Origin of the sequence: Sphingomonas sp. 35-24ZXX, from assembly GCF_000786215.1 — a bacterium.
In the GTDB taxonomy this organism is placed as follows: Bacteria; Pseudomonadota; Alphaproteobacteria; order Sphingomonadales; family Sphingomonadaceae; genus Blastomonas.
In genome coordinates, this window is sequence record NZ_JROG01000003.1 from 255,776 (window position 1) to 274,066 (window position 18,291).

The following is an 18,291-nucleotide window of genomic DNA, read 5'->3' on the forward strand; positions in this document are numbered from 1 at the left end:
TCCCGCTATCTGCAAGGAGAGAATTCATGGCCCATGCTTATATCGTCGATGCGGTCCGTACCGCAGGAGGTCGTCGTGGCGGCCGTCTGGCGGGTGTTCATCCGGTCGATCTGGGTGCAGCCGTGTTCGACGCCATTGCGAGCCGCAACGACTTCGATACCAAGGCAATCGACGATGTCATCACCGGCTGCGTTGGCCAGGGCGGCGAGCAGACGATGGATCTGGGCCGCAATGCCGTGCTTGCCTCGAAGCTGCCCGACAGCATTCCTGCGGTGACCATCGATCGTCAGTGCGGATCTTCGCAGCAGGCGATGCAGTTTGCCGCGCAGGCAGTGATGAGCGGCACGCAGGATATTGTGCTCGCCAGCGGCATCGAGAGCATGACCCGCGTTCCGATGGGGACGCCGGCGGTGCTGTTCATGAAGGCCGGCCTTGGCAACTACAAGTCGGCACGGCTCGAACAGGCGTTTCCCGGTGTGATGTTCAGCCAGTTCGATGGCGCGGAAATGATCGTCAAGAAGCACGGCCAGACCAAGGAACAGCTCGACAGCTATTCGCTGGAAAGCCACCGCCGTGCCGCTGCCGCCACTCAGGCTGGAGCCTTCGATAACGAGATCGTTCCGGTCGAGATCGAGACCCCCGAGGGCAAGGAATGGCACAAGGTCGATGAAGGCATTCGCTTCGATGCCACGCTCGAGGGTATTGCCGGCGTCAAGCGGATTACCGAAACCGGGCTGCTGTCGGCCGCCAATGCGAGCCAGATCTGTGATGGTGCCTCTGCGGTGCTGATCGTGTCGGAGCAGGCGCTGAAGGACCATGGCCTGACGCCGCGCGCGCGGATCCATCACGTCTCGGTGACCGCAGGCGATCCGGTGATCATGCTGGAAGAGCCGCTGTTTGCGACCGAACGTGCGCTCAAGCGTGCGGGCATGAAGATCGATGATATCGACCTTTATGAAGTGAACGAGGCGTTCGCACCCGTACCGCTGGCGTGGATGTCGTATCTGGGGGCCAGCCATGACCGCCTGAACGTGCATGGTGGCGCGATCGCCCTGGGTCATCCGCTCGGCGCATCGGGCACCAAGCTGATGGCGACCTTGCTCAACGCGCTCGAGACGCGCGGTGGCAAATACGGTCTGCAGACGATGTGCGAAGGCGGTGGCCAGGCCAACGTCACCATCATCGAGCGGCTGAGCTGAGCCCGGACAATTCTTCCCGGACTGGGGAAGGGGACCGCAGAGCGGTGAAGGGGTAGCGGTTCGGCGCGGTGTCGCAGATGCCGCGCGATCTCGCTGATCCTCTGTCGGTCGAGCGGAATGCCACCTCCCCGGTTCGGACACGACTGAGATTCGATTACATTTCCAGGAGATACATTATGATTCTCGATTCCTCTGTTTCCGCCGTCGTCACCGGCGGCGCATCCGGTCTTGGCGCAGCGACCGCCCGCGCGCTGGCCGCCAAGGGCGTCAAGGTCGCGATTTTCGACCTGCAGGAAGAAAAGGGCACTGCGCTCGCCAATGAAATCGGCGGCGTGTTCTGCGAAGTGAACGTGACCGACGATGCCAGCGTCGATGCGGGCTTTGCCAAGGCCCGTGCCGCGATCGGCCAGGAGCGCATTCTGGTGTGCTGCGCAGGGACCGGCAACGCGATCAAGACCGCCAGCCGTTCGAAGGAAGACGGCAGCATCAAGCACTTCCCGCTCGATGCCTTCAACTGGATCATCCAGATCAACCTCGTCGGCACCTTCCGCTGCATCGCCAAGTCGGCAGCCGGCATGATGACGCTGGAACCGATGGCAGACGGCGAGCGCGGCGCGATCGTCAACACCGCATCGGTTGCGGCTGAAGACGGCCAGATCGGTCAGGCAGCCTATTCGGCGTCCAAGGGCGGTGTCGTCGGCATGACCCTGCCGATCGCGCGCGACCTTTCCAGCGAAGGCATTCGCGTCAACACCATCCTGCCGGGCATCTTCAACACCCCGCTGCTCGCCGCTGCGCCGCAGCCGGTGAAGGACGCTCTGGGCGCGTCGGTGCCGTTCCCCAAGCGTCTGGGCAATCCGGAAGAATATGCACAGCTCGCCATGACCATGATCGAATGCGGCTATTTCAACGGTGAGGATGTCCGCCTCGATGGCGGCATCCGCATGGCACCGCGCTGATGTGACACAGACCCCGTCCGGCCGTCCGGGCGGGGTCAATTCTTTTCGGGATTGCACCATGGATTACACGACCATCCGCTACGGCGTCGCTGACGGCATTGCCACGATCACGCTCGACCGGCCCGAAAAGATGAATGCCTTTACCAACACGATGTGCGCCGAGATGATCGACTCCTTCGATCGTATCGATGCCGATGACGACGTTCGCGCGGTGATCGTGACCGGCGAGGGCAGGGCGTTCTGCGCAGGCGCCGATCTGACGCCTGATAGCGGCGGCGGTCCCTTTTCCAGCGACGATCCCGTCACCGACCTGTCCGACCCGCGCGTGCGCGATGGTGGCGGGCTGCTGACCCTTCGCATCTTCCAGTGCCAGAAGCCCGTCATCGGCGCGATCAACGGTGCCGCCGTCGGCATCGGCGTGACCATGCAGCTGCCGATGGACATGCGGCTGGCCTCCACCAGCGCGCGCTTCGGTTTCGTCTTCGCGCGGCGCGGCATCGTGCCCGAGGCAGCATCGTCGTGGTTCCTGCCGCGCCTGGTCGGCCAGCAGCAGGCGCTGGAATGGTGCATGACCGGGCGGGTGTTCGGGGCCGATGAGGCACTGGCGGGTGGGCTGGTGCGATCTGTCCATGCGCCCGAGGACCTGCTGCCTGCAGCGACGGCCCTCGCGCGGGAAATCATCGACAACACCGCGCCTGTCGCGGTGGCACTGACCCGTGCCATGCTCTGGCGCATTCCGTCCCAGCCGCATCCGATGCATGCGCATCGCATCGATAGCCGGGCGATCTATACCCGTTCGCGATCAGGCGATGCGGCTGAGGGCATCGCAAGCTTCCTTGAAAAACGGACTGCGACTTATCCCGACCGGGTTGCATCGGACATGCCGGAATTCTATCCGTGGTGGGATGAACCCGGCTATGAATGAACCCGCGCCGCAAGGCGAACCCAATGCCCGCGATCAGTTGATCGAAGCTGCCAGCCTGATCATGCGGGATGGCGACACCGTGGATCTCTCGTTGAGCGAACTTTCCCTGCGCTCGGGGCTCAACAGTGCATTGGTGAAATACTATTTCGGCAACAAGCAGGGCTTGATGCTCGCATTGCTCGAACGCGACATGCGCAACATCGTCAACAGCCTCGATGCGCTGCTCGCCAAGGACCTGGCACCCGACGAGAAGCTGCGCGTGCACATTCGCGCGGTGATCAGTACCTATTTTCGCTTCCCCTATCTCAATCGGCTGCTGATGCGCCTGGTGCGCGATGCCGCGCCAGAGGTCTCGCGCAAGATCGCCGATGATTATCTGCGTCCGATCTCCAACGCCTACACCCGGCTGATCGATGAGGGCGTGCAAAAGGGGCTGTTTCGCCCGATCGATCCCCAGCTGTTCTATTTCACGGTCACTGGTGCTGCCGACCGTTTCTTTTCCGCGCGCCTGGTGCTGCACCATTGCTTCGGTTTGAGCGAACTTACCGAACAGATGCGCGATGATTACGCTGATCATACGCTCGACATCATCATGCCCGGGCTGTTGAGGAGCGCGCGGGGCGATTGACACCGGTTAACCGTGAAGCTGCGCTGAGACGTTCGTTACATACGATCACGTTACGGTAATAAACTTACAACACGGCGCAATATTCTCTAGGGGTGGGGACATGTCTACTCCCGCACCCCGATTCCCTGTCTCCGATGTCGACGCCGAAACCGCAGCAGGGCCGACCAAGGCTGGCATTTCCGCTGCCGATGAACAGGCCTTTGTTGCAGCCAGCGCGCGCCTCACAGCTGCGCTGGAACAGGCTGCTGCCGGACGCACGCACGACGAGATCGCGATCGCCCGCCAACGTTTGCGGGAATTGGCCGTGAAATTGCGGGATGCGGGCTATTGGCGCAGCGACAAGCAGGGGCTGCGCGCCACTGTCTCGCTTCTGTGGCAGGCGGATCGCTATGTTAACGATCTGGCTCTTCGTAATAACGAGAAAGACTGACCGCGCACCGGTAGATCAATTTACAATATCATCTTCAACCCTGCCGGGTCGCAAACGGTAGCAGGTGTGAAGCGGCGGGTCGGCAGCGGCTTTGAGGCAAGTTACGCGCCGACCCGTCATATGCATTACCCCGACGTTACCGTTTTATGACATAGCGAGTGTCAAAATGTAACGTTGGTTCTATTTTCGCCGTGCTATTTTGCCGGCGTCCAGGTCTGGGCCTGGCAGAACATCGCGATACAGCCTTCCACGCTCAGGGTTCCCCCCTTGCCCGGCGTGACGATCGAGCGGTAGGTCTTGCCGCTCTCGGGGTCATAGATCTTCCCCCGCCATTTGTTGCCGTCCGCCACGAACCCGCTGAGGATCGGCAGGCCGACCAGCTTGCGTTTCTGCAGGGCAGGGTCGGGATTGTTGACGTCGGTGGTCACGCCGTTCTTCGGCTGCTCGATAAACCGGGTGATCCGTCCACACATGTTGGTGCCACAAGGTGCGATGGTAACGACCGCGCGTTTGCCCTTGGTGTACCATTGGCCCTGGATCGGTGCCGATGCCACCGCTGGCACGGCAGAAGCCAGCAAGCCTGCAGCCAGAATTGTGGCGGATGCCAGCAAGCGCATATTGTTCTCCATCGTTGTTGCGACTAGCCTGCCTGCGAGCCTGCGCAAGACGGGCAACCAGCCGCCGGGTCGCGCTGGTGATAACGCGGGGAAGGATGAGCATGAAGCGGAATTTTGCAGGCTTGGTATCGTTGGCCGCACTCGCGATCGCCAGTCCATTGGCAGCCAGGGATATCGCTGTCCCGGCAGGCGCGGGCGCGCAGGAACGATTGCAGGAAGCGCTGATCGTGGCGCAGCCAGGCGATGTCGTGGTGCTTGGCGACGGGCGGTTCGAGCTCACCGATGGATTGTCGCTCGATGTTGCCGGCGTCACGGTCAAGGGCGCCGGGCCTGACCGATCGATCCTGAGCTTTGCAGGTCAACTGGCGGCGGGCGAGGGGCTACTGGTCACTTCGGACAATGTCGTGCTGCGCGATTTCGCGGTCGAGGACAGCAAGGGCGATGCGATCAAGTCCAAGGGCGCCGACCATATCGTCTACTACAACATTCGCGTCGAATGGACAGCTGGGCCCAAGGAGACCAACGGTGCCTATGGCATCTATCCGGTCGAATCGGAAAACGTGCTGATCGACTCCGTGCTCGTGATCGGCGCATCCGACGCCGGGATCTACGTCGGCCAGTCGCGCAACATCATCGTGCGTGATTCGGTGGCCCGCTTCAACGTTGCGGGGATCGAGATCGAGAACAGCTTCAACGCCGACGTGCACGACAATGTCGCGACCAAGAATACTGGCGGAATACTGGTGTTCGATCTGCCCAACCTGCCGCAACAGGGCGGCCACAACGTGCGCGTGTTCGACAATCTGGTGGTCGAGAACGACACGCCGAATTTCGCGCCCAAGGGCAATATCGTCGCCAGCGTTCCGGCGGGGACCGGCGTGATGGTGATGGCCAACCGCGATATCGAGATTTTCGACAATGTGTTCGAGGGCAACGGGTCTTCGAACATCATGATCATCGGCTATCGGCAGGCGTTCGAGGATGCCAAGTACCAGCCGATGGTCCGCAACGTCCGCATCAGCGACAACGCGCATGGCAAGACCGGCTTTGCCCCGAAATTTGCCGGTGGCGAGATGCTGGCGGCGGCCTTTGGCGGGAGCGTTCCACCGATCATCTGGGATGGCGTCGGCGGCGCGGAGGCGAGCATCGTTTCCAGCGACGAGGTGCCGGTGCTGAACCTTGGCATGACCCGCTCCGACCAGTCTGTGGAAACCGCGCAGCCCTCGCTTGCCAAGCTGACCGGTGACGCTGCGCCCAAGCTCCCCAAGATCGTGATGCCGGCCGCCATGGAGGCTGCGATCCGGTGACGCCATGGCATCGCCTTGGCGTGACAGCCGTGGCGGCGCTGCTGCTAGGCGCGCTGCCGCCGACTGGCGGGGTCAACGACAGCGCGGTGACCGACACCGCGCTGCCGAGGAAACTGTCCGATTTCGGCTTCTTTGCAGGTCCGGGGGCCACCAAACCGGCAGCAGGCTTGGTCGCCTACAGCCTCAGGACGCCGTTGTTTTCGGACTATGCCGAAAAGCAGCGGTTCGTGTACGTGCCGGCTGATGCAAGGATCGCGGCGGACGCTGCCGGACGTCTCGCCTTTCCGGTCGGCAGTGCGCTGATCAAGACCTTCGGCTATGGCAGCGGCAGCGCCTTTCGTCCGATCGAGACCCGGGTCCTGCTCCGCCGCGCCAGCGGTTGGGAGGCATTGCCTTATGTCTGGAATGCGGACCTCAGCGATGCCGATCTCAAGGTCGCAGGGACCAGGCTGCCGGTGTCCGTGGGCCGGCCCGATGGGCGAGTGGCCCAGATCAGCTATGCGGTCCCCAACAAGAACCAGTGCAAGGAATGCCATTCGGCAGGTGGCGCTGTGGTGCCGATCGGACCGGTGGCGGCCAACATGGACATGGCGCCTGCCGCCGCCAAGGCGTTGCGCGCGCGGATCGACTGGGCTGGTGCAGCGATCAATAGCGATGGGCCTGTTTGGAATAATCCCGCCTCCGGGACGCTGGATGCCCGGGCACGCGCCTATCTGATGGTCAACTGCGCCCATTGCCACAACCCGCAAGGGTCGGCGAGCAACTCGGGGCTGTTCCTGAATTATGCCGCAGCGGCAGATCGCACCGCCACCGGCATCTACAAGCGCCCGGTTGCGGCGGGCCGGGGCAGTGGCGGCCATGACTTTGCGATTGCACCGGGCAAGCCCGAAGCCTCGATCATGATCCACCGCATGGGCTCGACCGAGCCCGGGGTCGCGATGCCCGAGGTCGGCAGATCACTTGTCCATGAAGAGGGCGTGGCGTTGATCAGCGAATGGATTTCATCGCTTCGAGCCGATTAGGGATTGCGCCTGCCATGGCCTGCGTTAGTTCGGGGGCGATTGGCTAGCGAGGGGCGTTGACGATGAGTGATTGGACCATTGGCGTGATCGGCGGGTCAGGCCTGTATGCAATCGACGGGCTGGAGGATGCACAGTCGATCCGGATCGACAGCCCCTTTGGCGAAGCATCCGATGATGTCGTCATCGGCACGCTGCATGGCCACCGGTTCGCCTTTCTTCCGCGCCACGGCAAGGGCCACCGGCTGAGCCCGACCGACGTCAATGCGCGCGCCAATATCGATGTGCTCAAGCGCGCGGGCTGCACCGACATTCTGGCGATCTCCGCCATCGGATCGTTGCGCGAGGAACTGCCGCCGGGGAGCTTCGTGCTGGTCGACCAGTTCATCGACCGCACTGTCGGCCGCACCAGCAGCTTCTTCGGCACCGGCATGGTAGCGCATGTCTCGATGGCCGAGCCGGTCTGTCCCAGATTGGCGGGACTGGCGGCGCAGGCCGCGCGCGCGGCAGGTGCTCCGGTGCACGAGGGTGGCACCTATCTGGCGATGGAAGGACCCCAGTTTTCCAGCCGTGCCGAAAGCCATATGTACCGCGCCTGGGGCTGCGATGTGATCGGCATGACCGCGATGCCCGAGGCCAAGCTCGCCCGCGAGGCCGAGCTTCCCTACGCTCTGGTCGGCATGGTCACCGATTACGATTGCTGGCGCGAGGGCGAGGCGCATGTCGAGGTGGGGGCGATCATCGCGCAGATGAACAGCAATTCGGCCAAGGCCCGGCAGATGGTGCTGGAACTGGCCAGGACACTGCCTGAAAAGCGCGAACCCAGCCCGATCGACACCTGTCTCGACTTCGCCCTGATCACGGCACCCGAGGTGCGCGATGCGGGGCTGCTGGCACGGCTCGATGCGGTGGCGGGCCGCGCGCTGCGTCCCGCCTCGCGCTGAAGGATCAGCTCCCCGCGTTTCGCACGGTACTGCCTTCGGCGAGCGCCCAGCGGGTGATCGCGGCTATTCCGGTTGTCCCGCCGCGAACTGCCAGCCGCGCCGGAAGCGAGATCGACAGCCCGTGCATCGATCGTGCCCAGCGCGGCAGCAGATCGACTCCGGCCTGCATCGTCATGTGGTGGAAGGGGGCCAGCCTGGGCGTTGACGGGGGCTGGTTCATCAGCAGATCGGCAATTTCGCGGGTCCGCGCATCGACGCGCAGGCGCGGGCGCGCGCGCTGTACGATCCTCTGGGCCTCACGATAGGTGAAGGGCACCGGATCGGCACCCAGCAAGCGCCCGATCTGCGCCATTTCCGCAAAATAGCGGTCGCGGTCACGCAATGTCATATGCGGCTTGCGATAGCGGATATAGCTGTCGAGGAAGCACAGGCTCTCGGTCACGTGGACCCAGGCCAGCGCCTCGGGATCGTTGGCATGATAGGGCGTGCCATCGGGCAGCGTGCCCCTGACGTGATCGTGGATGCGCCTGATCCGCGCAATTTCGCTCAGCGCCTGGTTGCGGTCACCGTAGGTCGTGCGGGCCAGGAAGGCGGCGGTGCGCCGCAGGCGGCCGCGCATGTCCTGCCGGAACACCGAATGATCCCAGACGCCCGCGAGCACCTTCGGCTCCAGCATCTGCATCAGCAACGAAGCGATGCCGCCGGTCATCATCGACGTCACGTCGCCATGCACCTGCCAGCAGACCGAGCCGGGGCCGAACAATCCGGTGTCCTCACGCGAGATCTCGATCGGCTGGCCGCCCGGCTCCGCAAAGATGCGGCGGATTTCGCTTCCGATGGAATCGCGTATGGTCGCCATCGGTCCAATATGGGGCATGGATCCGCTTTTGCAAATGGTGCTCCGGATCTGGTGTGCGCGGACGAAAGCCCCGATTTTACTCGGTTTCCAGTGTCTGGCGGGGCTATTGGTAACGCTTTGCTAATCGCCCGTGACTATAGGTTCCCGGATGTTCGGGCAGAAGAATTCAGACTTGGGAACGGGCGACGCACCTCTTGCTGGTCTGCTGTCCGCACGTTCGCTGCTGGCCATCTCCTCTTTGTGGCCGGTCGTGATGGGCGTGCGGTCGGTGGCGATGCTGCTCACGGCGGCAGCCACAGGCTTTTCCAGCGCTTTGCTCACCGTGCCGTTCATGGTCGCCGCAACCGTCTCGGTGCTGATCGACCTTTGGATCTATATCCCGGCGCGGAGCGACTGGGCCCGCCAGGCCTTGGGCACGCGCTTCCCTAACCTGCTGTCGTCGACTGTCTGCGCGTCGTCCGTATGCTTTGCGTTCGCGCTGGTGAGCCTGGTGTCCGACATGTCGAACACCAGCGTGCTCGTGGGCCTGATGGCCCTGCTCGGCGCCTTGCTGCCGACGGTCGCCGTGCTGGTACCGCACCGGATGCTGATGTTCATGGTCAGCCTCGCGACCGGGCTGGGGGTGCTGCTGGCCAGCTGGAACCTGCACTTCGCGGTAGGAACCCTGGTCTTTCTACCTGCGATGCTGCTGGTGGCGATCGTCCGGAGCCAGGATGACCGCGACGAGGAAGCCGCGCTCGATCAGCAGAAGCTGAACAACGACCGGGCACGCTGCATGCTGTCCGACTATGAAAAGTCAGGCCGCGGCTGGTTCTGGGAAACCGACCGGCATGGCCGGATCGTCTATATCAGCGCCGAGGCTGTGACCGCGATCGAAGCCGATCCCGGCACGATCATCGGCCAGCCGCTGAGCTCGGTGATCTGCTCGCCGGGCGCCGAAGGCGGCGGCAGCGAGCGCACCTTCAATTTCCATTTTTCCGCGCGCACGGCGTTCAGCGATCTGGCCGTTCGGGTCGCGCAGTCGCAGGAAGAGCGCGCCTGGTCGCTGTCCGGCGCACCATTCTATAACGAACTGGGCCAGTTCGTCGGGTTCCGCGGCCACGGCACCGACCTGACCGAGGTCCGGCGTTCGCACGAGGCAGTCACCCAGCTCGCCCGTTATGACAATCTCACCGGCCTTGCCAACCGCCTGTACATCAAGGAACTGTTCGAAAAGGCGTTGATCGGGCACCGCGGCGAGCCCAGCCCTTGCGCGCTGTTCCTGCTTGATCTCGACCGCTTCAAGCAGGTCAACGATACCCTGGGTCACCCGATCGGCGATGCCCTGCTCAAGCAGGTGTCCGAGCGGCTGAAGCGCACCATCGGCGAGAGCGGCGAAGTCGGCCGGCTGGGCGGGGACGAATTCCAGGTGGTTCTGCCCGGCATCATCAGCGAGGATCGGCTCGCCGATATCGCCCGTTCGGTGATCGTCAACCTCAGCCATCCCTATATGGTCGAAGGCAACCAGATTGTCATCGGCGCATCGGTGGGCATTGCCATCGCCGACGGCCGCCACCATCCCGGCGCGGAAACGCTGATCCGCAACGCCGACCTTGCGCTGTATTCAGCCAAGGAGAATGGTCGGGGGATCTGGAAATTCTACAGCGAGGACATGCACAAGGTCGCGCATGAACGCCGCGCTCTGGAAGGCGAATTGCGCGCCGCGTTGCAGGCTGGCGGAATGAGCGTCGCATATCAGCCGGTGATCAACGTGGCCAGCGAGACGATCAGCGGCTTCGAGGCTCTGGCGCGCTGGAACCATCCGGTGCGCGGTCCGATCAGTCCGGCGGCGTTCGTGCCGATCGCCGAGGAATCGGGCCTGATCATGCAACTGGGCGAGTGGGTGCTGCGGACCGCCTGTGCCGATGCGGCCGCCTGGCCGCGCCAGGTGCGGGTCGCGGTGAACGTGTCGCCGATCCAGTTCGCAGACCCTGCGTTTCCTTCGATCGTGCTCAACGCGCTGGCGCAGAGCGGGCTGGAGCCCGAACGGCTCGAGCTGGAAATCACCGAAAGCGTGTTCCTCGACGACAAGCTCGATGCAACCCGGATATTCGAACGACTCAAGGGCATTGGCGTCCGCCTGGCGCTCGACGATTTCGGCACCGGCTATTCGGCGCTCGGCTATCTGCGCAGCGCGCCGTTCGACAAGATCAAGATCGACCAGAGCTTCGTGCGCGGGGCTGCGCAGTCGGGTAGCGCCAACAGCGCCATCATCCGCTCGATCGTGTCGCTGGCCGAAGCGCTGAACATGGAGACCACCGCCGAGGGCGCGGAGACCGTCGACGAGCTGGAGCTGATCCGGTCGCTGGGGTGCAGCCACGTCCAGGGCTACATCTACGGCAAACCCGTGGGCCTGGCCGAAGCGATCGAGCGCATGGCGGGGATCGACAGCCATGTCGAACCGATCGGCCACAAGCACAGCCGCGAGACGCGATACAAGGTGCTGCGGACCATCGGGATCTACCACGACGGCTTCTGCTATCCTGCCAAGATCAAGAACATTTCTCCGGGCGGTGCGCTGATCGAGGGGCTGTGGGACGTGCCGCCGGGGACCGAGTTCGAAGTGGCGCTGGGCGCCAATCTGAAGGTGCGTGCGATCGCTCGCTGGTCGATCGAGGATCGCTCGGGGCTGCAGTTCGAAATGCCGATCAGCCTTGAACGCTTCCGCCAGTCCAGCCCGCCGCAGATCCCCACCGGTTTCCCCGAGCAAATGCGCGCCTGACCGCGTGACAGCATCTGCAAGGGCGGATAAGAGATAGGCTCTGTCTCTGCCCGGAGGTCCCGCATGATCCGCTCGATTGCCCCCGCCCTGTTGCTGTTGACCCCCCTGACCCTGGCGGCATGCTCGCCAGCTGGCGATACGTCCGAGGCGCCGTTGCCAAAGGGCGCCTGGCAGCTTGCGGCGGACCAGTCTCAAGTCGCCTTTGTGTCGGTCAAGGCTGGCAATGTCGGTGAAGCCCACAGCTTCAAGACCGTGGCCGGGTCGGTCGAGCCCGATGGCACGGTAGCGCTCGCCATCGACCTCGCCAGCGTCGAAACCAATGTCGATATCCGCAACGAGCGGATGCGCGACATGCTGTTCGAAGTGGTCAGCTTTCCGCAGGCCAAGCTTTCCGCCAAGATCGACCCTGCCGCGATCAGTGCGCTCAAGCCCGGCGAACGCAAGGCGATGACCGTGCCGGTCACGCTCGATCTGCACGGCACCACCAACAGCATCGAGGCGCGGTTGATGGTCACCCGTCTGGCCGGTGACAGCGTGCTGGTCGAAACCAGCGCGCCGCTGATCGTCGATGCAGCTGCCGTGGGGTTGGGCGATGGCGTCGAAAAGCTGCGCGCGGTCGCCAACCTTCCGGCGATCAGCACGGCGGTGCCCGTCACCGCGTCTTTGGTGTTCAAGCCGAAGGCCTGAAGGCGCATTGCAGCGCTTGCACCGGACAATAAACTGACATAGCTTGTGTCAAAAGGTGCTGCGGCACCGACGACGCAGGAGGAAAAAGGCTTGTCCGGATCAAGGCCGTTTGCGCTTGTCGCGCTTGCGCTGGCCGTTGCGGCGGCGGTGCCCTATTCTCAACGCGCTCCGCTACCGAGCACCACGGCACCGGCCGGTACAGCGGAGGCGACACCTGCACCTGCGCAAGCGCCCAATTTCGTGGTGTTGCTGGCCGACGATCTCGCGCTGATGGACCTCGGGATCTACGGAGGGGAAGCGCGGACACCGCATATTGACGCGCTGGCGCGGCGCGGGCGAATGTTCACCCGGCACTATACCTCGCCTTTGTGTTCGCCTTCGCGAGCGATGCTGCTGACCGGGCTCGACAACCATCGCACCGGCGTGTCGACCATTCCTGAGGTGATCCCTCAGGAGCATGTCGGCAAGAAGGGCTATTCGCTGCGCTTCGAGCCCGGCGTCACCACCATCTCCACGCGGCTGCGGCAGCGTGGCTATCGCACCTATATGACCGGCAAGTGGCATCTGGGCCGGGGGAAGGGCGATCTGCCCAATTCGCACGGGTTCGACCGCTCGTTCGTGCTCGACGCCTCGGGGGCGGACAACTGGGAGCAGAAATCCTATATTCCCTATTATGCCACGGCGCCGTGGTTCGAAGATGGCAAGCCGGCGACTTTGCCCAAGGATTTCTATTCCTCGCGCTTCCTGGTCGACCGGATGATCGACTACATCGATGCGGGCGATCGGCATCAGCCGTTCTTTGCCTATATCGGGTTCCAGGCGGTCCACATTCCGGTCCAGGCGCCCAAGGCGTTCACGCAGAAATATGCCGACACCTATCGTGAGGGCTGGGCAGCGATGCGCAAGGCGCGCTGGCAGCGGGCGAAAGCGATCGGGCTGATCCCGCAAGGCGCGCCACTGGCCGATCCGCCCCAGGGTCTGCGGCGCTGGGAGAGCCTGTCGGGGGAAGAGCAGGCGCTGTTCGCGCGGCACATGGCGATCAACGCCGGCATGATCGAGGCAATGGACCATCATATCGGCCGGCTTGTCGCGCATCTCAAGCGCACCGGTCAGTATGACAACACGGTCTTCGTGTTCACGTCCGACAACGGACCGGAGCCGAGCAATCCGATGGCAACCACGCGCACCATGGACTGGTGGACATGGGCCAACGGTTACAGTGTGTCGGCCGACAACTGGGGTGAGAAGGGGACCTATGCTTTCATAGGTCCCGAATTTGCCAATGCTGCGGCGTCGCCTGGCGCGATGTTCAAATTCTACACCAGCGAAGGCGGTCTGCATGTTCCGATGGTGATGGCGGGGCCCGGCGTTACGCCCGCAGCGCCGAGCGGCGCCATGACGACAGTCAGCGACATTGCACCGACCCTGCTCGCGCTGGCGGGCGAAACGGCTGATGGGACGGCGTTCGACGGCCTGTCGCTGATGCCGGTGCTGACCGGAGCCAGCGACACGGTCCGTTCGGCCGAGGTCGCGACGGGCTTCGAGGTGTCCGGCAATGCCGCGCTGTTCAAGGGCAGCTACAAGCTGGTTCGCAATCTGGCGCCTTATGGCGACGGCGTCTGGCGCCTGTTCGATATTGCCAGCGATCCGGGGGAGACCCGCGATCTGAGCAAGGAGCAGCCGGCAAAATTCCGCGAGCTGATGGCCGATTATCGTCTCTATGCAAAGCGCAACGGCGTGCTCGAGATGCCCGAAGGCTATGATTCCACGCGGCAGATCGCGTCCAACACGCTCCGCAAATTGGTGGCCCGATATGCCGCGGCGCTGGCGGTGGCGAGCGCGGTTCTGGTCGTGGGATCATACGCCCTGCTGCGCTGGATCAGACGCCGCCGCCGCCGCTCTGCAGCTTGACCGGCGGACATTATTGACATAGCCTGTGTCAATAAAAGAGGTGGAGAGAAGCATGCACGCTGTCGAACTGCTGGGAGCGCCGGGCTCGCCGTATACCCGCAAGATGCTGGCACTGCTGCGCTACCGGGCGATCCCCTATCGGATGATCTGGGGCAGCCATATGCAACCCCCGCAGGGCTATCCGGTGCCCAAGGTCAAGCTGCTCCCGACCTTCTATTTCGGTGAGGGCGATGCGCGCGAGGCGGTGGTCGATTCCACCCCGATCATCCGCCGATTGGAAACCGAATATGCAGGGCGCTCGGTGCTGCCGGAAGATGAGCTGCTCGGATTTCTCGATCTGCTGATCGAGGATTTTGCCGACGAGTGGATGACCAAGGCGATGTTCCACTATCGCTGGCACTATTCCGAGGATGCGGCCAATGCTGGGCCGCTGCTCATCTTCTGGCAAAGCCCGACCTATCCCGATGATGTGGCTCAGCAGATGGCCGACGGCTTTGCCAGGCGCCAGATCGACCGGCTGTATGTCGTCGGATCGACTGATGTCACCGCGCCGATCATCGAGGCAAGCTACACCCGCCTGGTGGGCATCCTCGACCGTATGGTGTCGCGGACGGGCTTCATGCTGGGGACGCGGCCGTCGGCGGCCGATTTTGCCATCTATGCGCAGCTCACCCAGCTGGGCATCGTCGACCCTACGCCGGCACGGATCATGGCCGGGGCCGCGCCCCGGTTGCGCGCCTGGCTTGACCGGGTTGAGGATCTCTCAGGCCTGCCGGACGGAACATGGCTGGCAGCCGATGCGCTGGCCGGCCATCTGGCAGAGCTGCTGGCCGAGATCGGCCGTGTCTATGTGCCCTTCCTGCTCGCCAATGCACGCGCTGCTGCGGCCGGGCAGAGCGATTTCGAGACCGAGATCGACGGCAAGAGGTGGACGCAGCCGGTGTTTCCCTATCAGGCCAAGTGCCTGATGACGTTGCGGTCGGCGCGTGAGGCGCTGTCGGGTGATGCACGCGTGGCGCTGGACGCGCTGCTCGATGGCAGCGGTTGCGAGGCGATGTTCGCCGACGAGGTGGCGGCATGATCCGCAAGGTCCTTCTCGCGCTGCTGGTGGTGGCGATCGCAGGCGGAACCTGGGCCTGGTTCAACAAGAGCACGGTTCTGCTGTTTGCAGCATCGCGTTTTGGCAAGCACGAGGTGGGTCCCCAGCGCGAGGTGGCTTGGCAGCGGGGCCCCGATACGCCCAGTGTTCCCGCCGACAAGCGGCCGCCCAATATCGTGTTCATCCTGGCCGATGATCTGGGGATCAACGATATCTCGACCTTTGGCGGCGGCGTCGCGGGCGGCCGGGTGCCCACCCCCAATATCGATCGGCTGGCCGCCGAAGGCGCGCTGTATTCCAATGCCTATGCCGGGACCGCGAGCTGCGCGCCGTCACGCGCGATGATCCTCACCGGGCGCTATCCCACGCGCACCGGGTTCGAATTCACGCCCACCCCCGACGGCATGGGCCGCATCGTCTCGGCGCTGTCGGCGGAGATGAATTCGGGGCTGCCACCGCTGACCTACAAGGAAGCCGCAGTGGAAGGCGCGCCCGATTTCGACGGCCAGGGCCTTCCCGGCAGCGAACGCACGATCGCCGAAATCTTGAAGCCTGCAGGCTATCACAGCGTGCATATCGGCAAGTGGCACCTGGGCGACGGCCCCGAGTTCAGCGCCAATGCGCAGGGTTTCGACGAAAGCCTGCTGATGGCAAGCGCGCTGCATTTGCCCGAGGATGATCCCAACGTCGTCAACGCCAAGCTCGATTTCGACCCCATCGACAAGTTCCTGTGGGCGCGGATGCAATATGCGACCAGCTACAATGGCGGCGAGTGGTTCAAGCCGCGCGGCTATCTGGCCGACTACTGGACCGACGAGGCGATCAAGGTGATCGAGGCCAACCGCAACCGCCCGTTCTTCCTCTATCTGGCACACTGGAACGTGCACACGCCGTTGCAGGCGACCAAGGCGGATTACGAGGCCGTGGGCGATATCAAGCCGCATCGCCTGCGGGTCTATGCCGCCATGGTTCGCGCGCTCGACCGCAGCGTGGGCCGTATCATGGCGTCACTCAAGCAGCAGGGTCTCGACGACAACACCATCATCGTCTTTTCCAGCGATAATGGCGGGGCGGGCTATATCGGCCTGCCTGAGGTCAATGACCCCTATCGCGGCTGGAAGCTGACCCTGTTCGAAGGCGGCATTCGCGTGCCGATGTTCGTGCGCTGGCCGGCTCGGGTGAAGCCGGGGAGCAAGATCGATACGCCTGTCGCGCATATCGACCTGATGCCCACCTTCGCCAAGGCGGGCGGTGCCCCGCTTCCTGCGGGACTCGAGATTGATGGCGTCGATCTGCTGGGCGAGGACCCGGCCAATCCGGTGGGCAGGCGAGCCGATGACGCGATCTACTGGCAGAGCGCCTATTACCGCGTCGTGCGACAGGGGGACTGGAAGCTTCAGGTCACCGAGCGACCGCGCAAGACGTGGCTGTTCAACCTCAAGAGTGACCCCACCGAAAAGCGCGATCTTGCCGCCAGCAATCCGGCCAAGGTGGCGCAACTCAAGGCGCTGCTCGACAAGCACCAGCGCGGCGCACGCAAGCCGCTGTATCCGCACACCATCGAGGCGCCGGTGGCGGTCGACAAGCCTTTGGGCGTGAAGTTCAGGAAGGGCGATCCCTATATCTACTGGCCCAACTGATGGCCCAGCTGTTTCCTCAGCCTGAACGCGCGGTCGGACCCACGCCATCGTCGCGCTTTCTGGCGCTCTGCGGCGTTCTGGCGGTCATTCCGGGCAGCATTCACGTGTTCCTGCCCGATGGCGGTGCCGGCGTGATTGCGGGGATCGATCTGGCCGCAGGTGGTGAGCGCATCGTCAGCGTGTTCGCCTGGGCGGGCGCAACGCAGATCGCCTGGGGGCTGATGATGCTGGCGGCGGCGCTGCGCTACCGCGCGCTGGTGCCGCTGGCGCTGCTGCTTCTGCTGCTGGAACGAATGCTGCACGCGCTCAACTTCTGGGTGCTCAAGTCGGGCACGCACCACCCGCCGGAAAGCTATGCCGTGCTGGTGGCACTGCCCGTCATTGCGCTGTTCCTGCTGCTGGCGTTGCGGCGTCGCGGATGATGCGGAAGCCGATATGGTTGGATGAAAAGTCGTTTTCCTGCGGCTGGCGCGCCGCCGGGCGGTAGCGTGCGCAGAAATTGGCAGCGCACAGCCAGCTGCCGCCCTTGATGATCATGTGGGTGTCGTCGACGGGGCTGTCGGTCCACTCCCAGACATTGCCGATCAGATCGTGCACTCCATTACGATCAGCGGGAAAACAGGCTGCAGGCGCGGTTCCGGAAAATCCGTCCGCGCCGGTATCCTTGACCGGGAATACACCCTGCCAGTGGTTGGCGCGTGGCTGGCCGGCATCGTCGATCGCGCCGGAGAAGCGGTTGGCAGGATCGGGCAGCCCGCTGCTGGCGGCATATTCCCACTCTTCCTCGGTCGGCAGCCGCCCGCCAGCCCAGCGGGCATAGGCACGGGCATCGGCGAGCGTCACATGGACGACAGGATGCCGGCCCTTGCCGACAATCGATGAGCCCGGGCCCTCCGGCGTGCGCCAGGTGGCGCCCTTGCGCAGCACCCAGCGTCCGTTCTGCCCCGAAGCATCGCGCACGAACAGCGCCGAGCCTGCCGCCGGATCCGTGCTCGCCACCGCCTTTTCTGCCGCCGTGACATGGCCGGTCGCCTGGACGAAGGCGGCGAACTGGTCGTTGGTCACCTCGTGGCTCAGGATTGCAAAGCCTTCGACCCGCAACCGCATCGACGGGCTTTCTTCCGGGTAGAGCGGATCGGCGCCTTTCAGATACGAACCTGCGGGGAGGCTAACGAACCGCTCGGGCGCAAAAGCATCAGCGGGACATTCGCGTACGGTCGCGGCGGCCTGGGCATCGGCTTGCGGATCCGCCGAGCAGCCCGCCAGTGCCATGGCGCAGATCAGCCACGGCAGCGCGCGCGGCAAG

General features: G+C 64.0%; 17 protein-coding genes. 14 read left to right on the forward strand and 3 right to left on the reverse strand.

What is annotated here, in order from left to right; genetic code table 11:
• Nucleotides 1-26 precede the first annotated feature (26 nt).
• The 5 genes from LI72_RS03915 (at nt 27) to LI72_RS03935 (ending at nt 4,141) form a co-directional block, all read left to right on the forward strand.
• A complete protein-coding gene (locus LI72_RS03915) occupies nt 27-1,199 on the forward strand; it encodes an acetyl-CoA C-acetyltransferase (protein ID WP_033924562.1) in 1,173 nt (390 codons plus the stop codon).
• A 176-nt stretch (nt 1,200-1,375) separates the two neighbouring features.
• Entirely contained in the window at nt 1,376-2,158 is a 783-nt protein-coding gene (locus tag LI72_RS03920; protein ID WP_033924563.1) for an SDR family NAD(P)-dependent oxidoreductase, read from the forward strand.
• A gap of 58 nt (nt 2,159-2,216) precedes the next feature.
• Complete coding sequence (locus LI72_RS03925) at nt 2,217-3,083, forward strand: crotonase/enoyl-CoA hydratase family protein (RefSeq protein ID WP_033924564.1); 867 nt, start codon at nt 2,217-2,219, stop codon at nt 3,081-3,083.
• Nucleotides 3,076-3,711: a TetR family transcriptional regulator C-terminal domain-containing protein gene (locus tag LI72_RS03930; RefSeq protein ID WP_033924565.1), complete on the forward strand. Its 636-nt coding sequence runs from the start codon at nt 3,076-3,078 to the stop codon at nt 3,709-3,711. The genes LI72_RS03925 and LI72_RS03930 overlap by 8 nt, the downstream gene beginning before the upstream one ends.
• Before the next feature lie 100 nt (nt 3,712-3,811).
• Nucleotides 3,812-4,141 carry a hypothetical protein gene (locus tag LI72_RS03935; RefSeq protein ID WP_033924566.1) on the forward strand — a complete coding sequence of 110 codons (330 nt, stop codon included), beginning with the start codon at nt 3,812-3,814 and terminating at the stop codon, nt 4,139-4,141.
• 194 nt (nt 4,142-4,335) lie between these two features.
• Here the strand turns inward: LI72_RS03935 and LI72_RS03940 are convergent, their stop codons facing one another.
• On the reverse strand, nt 4,336-4,758 hold the full coding sequence (locus LI72_RS03940; protein ID WP_231562354.1) for a DUF2147 domain-containing protein: 423 nt from the start codon (nt 4,756-4,758) through the stop codon (nt 4,336-4,338).
• Between the two features lie 101 nt (nt 4,759-4,859).
• Between LI72_RS03940 and LI72_RS03945 the strand changes: the two genes are divergently transcribed.
• The 3 genes from LI72_RS03945 to LI72_RS03955 all read left to right on the forward strand — a co-directional run bounded on the left by LI72_RS03945 (nt 4,860) and on the right by LI72_RS03955 (nt 8,028).
• On the forward strand, nt 4,860-6,065 hold the full coding sequence (locus LI72_RS03945; RefSeq protein ID WP_033925265.1) for a parallel beta-helix domain-containing protein: 1,206 nt from the start codon (nt 4,860-4,862) through the stop codon (nt 6,063-6,065).
• The gene (locus LI72_RS03950; protein ID WP_033924568.1) at nt 6,062-7,087 is read left to right on the forward strand and encodes an SO2930 family diheme c-type cytochrome; all 1,026 of its coding nucleotides are present in this window, start codon (nt 6,062-6,064) and stop codon (nt 7,085-7,087) included. Before LI72_RS03945 ends, LI72_RS03950 begins: the two co-directional genes overlap by 4 nt.
• 62 nt (nt 7,088-7,149) lie before the next feature.
• A complete protein-coding gene (locus LI72_RS03955) occupies nt 7,150-8,028 on the forward strand; it encodes an S-methyl-5'-thioadenosine phosphorylase (protein WP_033924569.1) in 879 nt (292 codons plus the stop codon).
• A 4-nt stretch (nt 8,029-8,032) separates the two neighbouring features.
• On the opposite strand, the gene LI72_RS03960 is transcribed toward LI72_RS03955, so the two are convergent.
• The gene (locus tag LI72_RS03960; protein WP_081984615.1) at nt 8,033-8,887 is read right to left on the reverse strand and encodes an oxygenase MpaB family protein; all 855 of its coding nucleotides are present in this window, start codon (nt 8,885-8,887) and stop codon (nt 8,033-8,035) included.
• A 130-nt stretch (nt 8,888-9,017) separates the two neighbouring features.
• Between LI72_RS03960 and LI72_RS03965 the strand changes: the two genes are divergently transcribed.
• The 6 genes from LI72_RS03965 to LI72_RS03990 all read left to right on the forward strand — a co-directional run bounded on the left by LI72_RS03965 (nt 9,018) and on the right by LI72_RS03990 (nt 17,407).
• Complete coding sequence (locus LI72_RS03965; RefSeq protein WP_231562355.1) at nt 9,018-11,648, forward strand: EAL domain-containing protein; 2,631 nt, start codon at nt 9,018-9,020, stop codon at nt 11,646-11,648.
• Between the two features lie 63 nt (nt 11,649-11,711).
• On the forward strand, nt 11,712-12,335 hold the full coding sequence (locus tag LI72_RS03970) for a YceI family protein (protein WP_033924571.1): 624 nt from the start codon (nt 11,712-11,714) through the stop codon (nt 12,333-12,335).
• 90 nt (nt 12,336-12,425) lie between these two features.
• Nucleotides 12,426-14,246, forward strand: coding sequence for an arylsulfatase (locus tag LI72_RS03975; protein ID WP_081984735.1), 1,821 nt, complete (start codon nt 12,426-12,428; stop codon nt 14,244-14,246).
• A gap of 52 nt (nt 14,247-14,298) precedes the next feature.
• A complete protein-coding gene (locus tag LI72_RS03980) occupies nt 14,299-15,327 on the forward strand; it encodes a glutathione S-transferase N-terminal domain-containing protein (RefSeq protein WP_033924572.1) in 1,029 nt (342 codons plus the stop codon).
• Nucleotides 15,324-16,985 carry a sulfatase gene (locus LI72_RS03985; RefSeq protein ID WP_197051809.1) on the forward strand — a complete coding sequence of 554 codons (1,662 nt, stop codon included), beginning with the start codon at nt 15,324-15,326 and terminating at the stop codon, nt 16,983-16,985. The genes LI72_RS03980 and LI72_RS03985 overlap by 4 nt, the downstream gene beginning before the upstream one ends.
• On the forward strand, nt 16,985-17,407 hold the full coding sequence (locus LI72_RS03990; protein ID WP_033924573.1) for a hypothetical protein: 423 nt from the start codon (nt 16,985-16,987) through the stop codon (nt 17,405-17,407). Before LI72_RS03985 ends, LI72_RS03990 begins: the two co-directional genes overlap by 1 nt.
• On the opposite strand, the gene LI72_RS03995 is transcribed toward LI72_RS03990, so the two are convergent.
• Entirely contained in the window at nt 17,364-18,290 is a 927-nt protein-coding gene (locus LI72_RS03995) for an SUMF1/EgtB/PvdO family nonheme iron enzyme (protein WP_231562356.1), read from the reverse strand. The genes LI72_RS03990 and LI72_RS03995 overlap by 44 nt on opposite strands.
• Between the last annotated feature and the right edge of the window lies 1 nt (nt 18,291).

Excerpts from the sequence above, each read along its gene's own strand:
- LI72_RS03915 (WP_033924562.1), top strand. The coding sequence starts at position 27 with ATGGCCCATGCTTATATCGTCGATGCGGTCCGTACCGCAGGAGGTCGT.
- LI72_RS03980 (WP_033924572.1), top strand. The coding sequence starts at position 14,299 with ATGCACGCTGTCGAACTGCTGGGAGCGCCGGGCTCGCCGTATACCCGC.
- LI72_RS03985 (WP_197051809.1), top strand. The coding sequence starts at position 15,324 with ATGATCCGCAAGGTCCTTCTCGCGCTGCTGGTGGTGGCGATCGCAGGC.
- LI72_RS03990 (WP_033924573.1), top strand. The coding sequence starts at position 16,985 with ATGGCCCAGCTGTTTCCTCAGCCTGAACGCGCGGTCGGACCCACGCCA.
- LI72_RS03925 (WP_033924564.1), top strand. The coding sequence starts at position 2,217 with ATGGATTACACGACCATCCGCTACGGCGTCGCTGACGGCATTGCCACG.
- LI72_RS03920 (WP_033924563.1), top strand. The coding sequence starts at position 1,376 with ATGATTCTCGATTCCTCTGTTTCCGCCGTCGTCACCGGCGGCGCATCC.
- LI72_RS03945 (WP_033925265.1), top strand. The coding sequence starts at position 4,860 with ATGAAGCGGAATTTTGCAGGCTTGGTATCGTTGGCCGCACTCGCGATC.
- LI72_RS03940 (WP_231562354.1), bottom strand. The coding sequence starts at position 4,758 with ATGCGCTTGCTGGCATCCGCCACAATTCTGGCTGCAGGCTTGCTGGCT.
- LI72_RS03970 (WP_033924571.1), top strand. The coding sequence starts at position 11,712 with ATGATCCGCTCGATTGCCCCCGCCCTGTTGCTGTTGACCCCCCTGACC.
- LI72_RS03960 (WP_081984615.1), bottom strand. The coding sequence starts at position 8,887 with ATGGCGACCATACGCGATTCCATCGGAAGCGAAATCCGCCGCATCTTT.
- LI72_RS03955 (WP_033924569.1), top strand. The coding sequence starts at position 7,150 with ATGAGTGATTGGACCATTGGCGTGATCGGCGGGTCAGGCCTGTATGCA.
- LI72_RS03935 (WP_033924566.1), top strand. The coding sequence starts at position 3,812 with ATGTCTACTCCCGCACCCCGATTCCCTGTCTCCGATGTCGACGCCGAA.
- LI72_RS03930 (WP_033924565.1), top strand. The coding sequence starts at position 3,076 with ATGAATGAACCCGCGCCGCAAGGCGAACCCAATGCCCGCGATCAGTTG.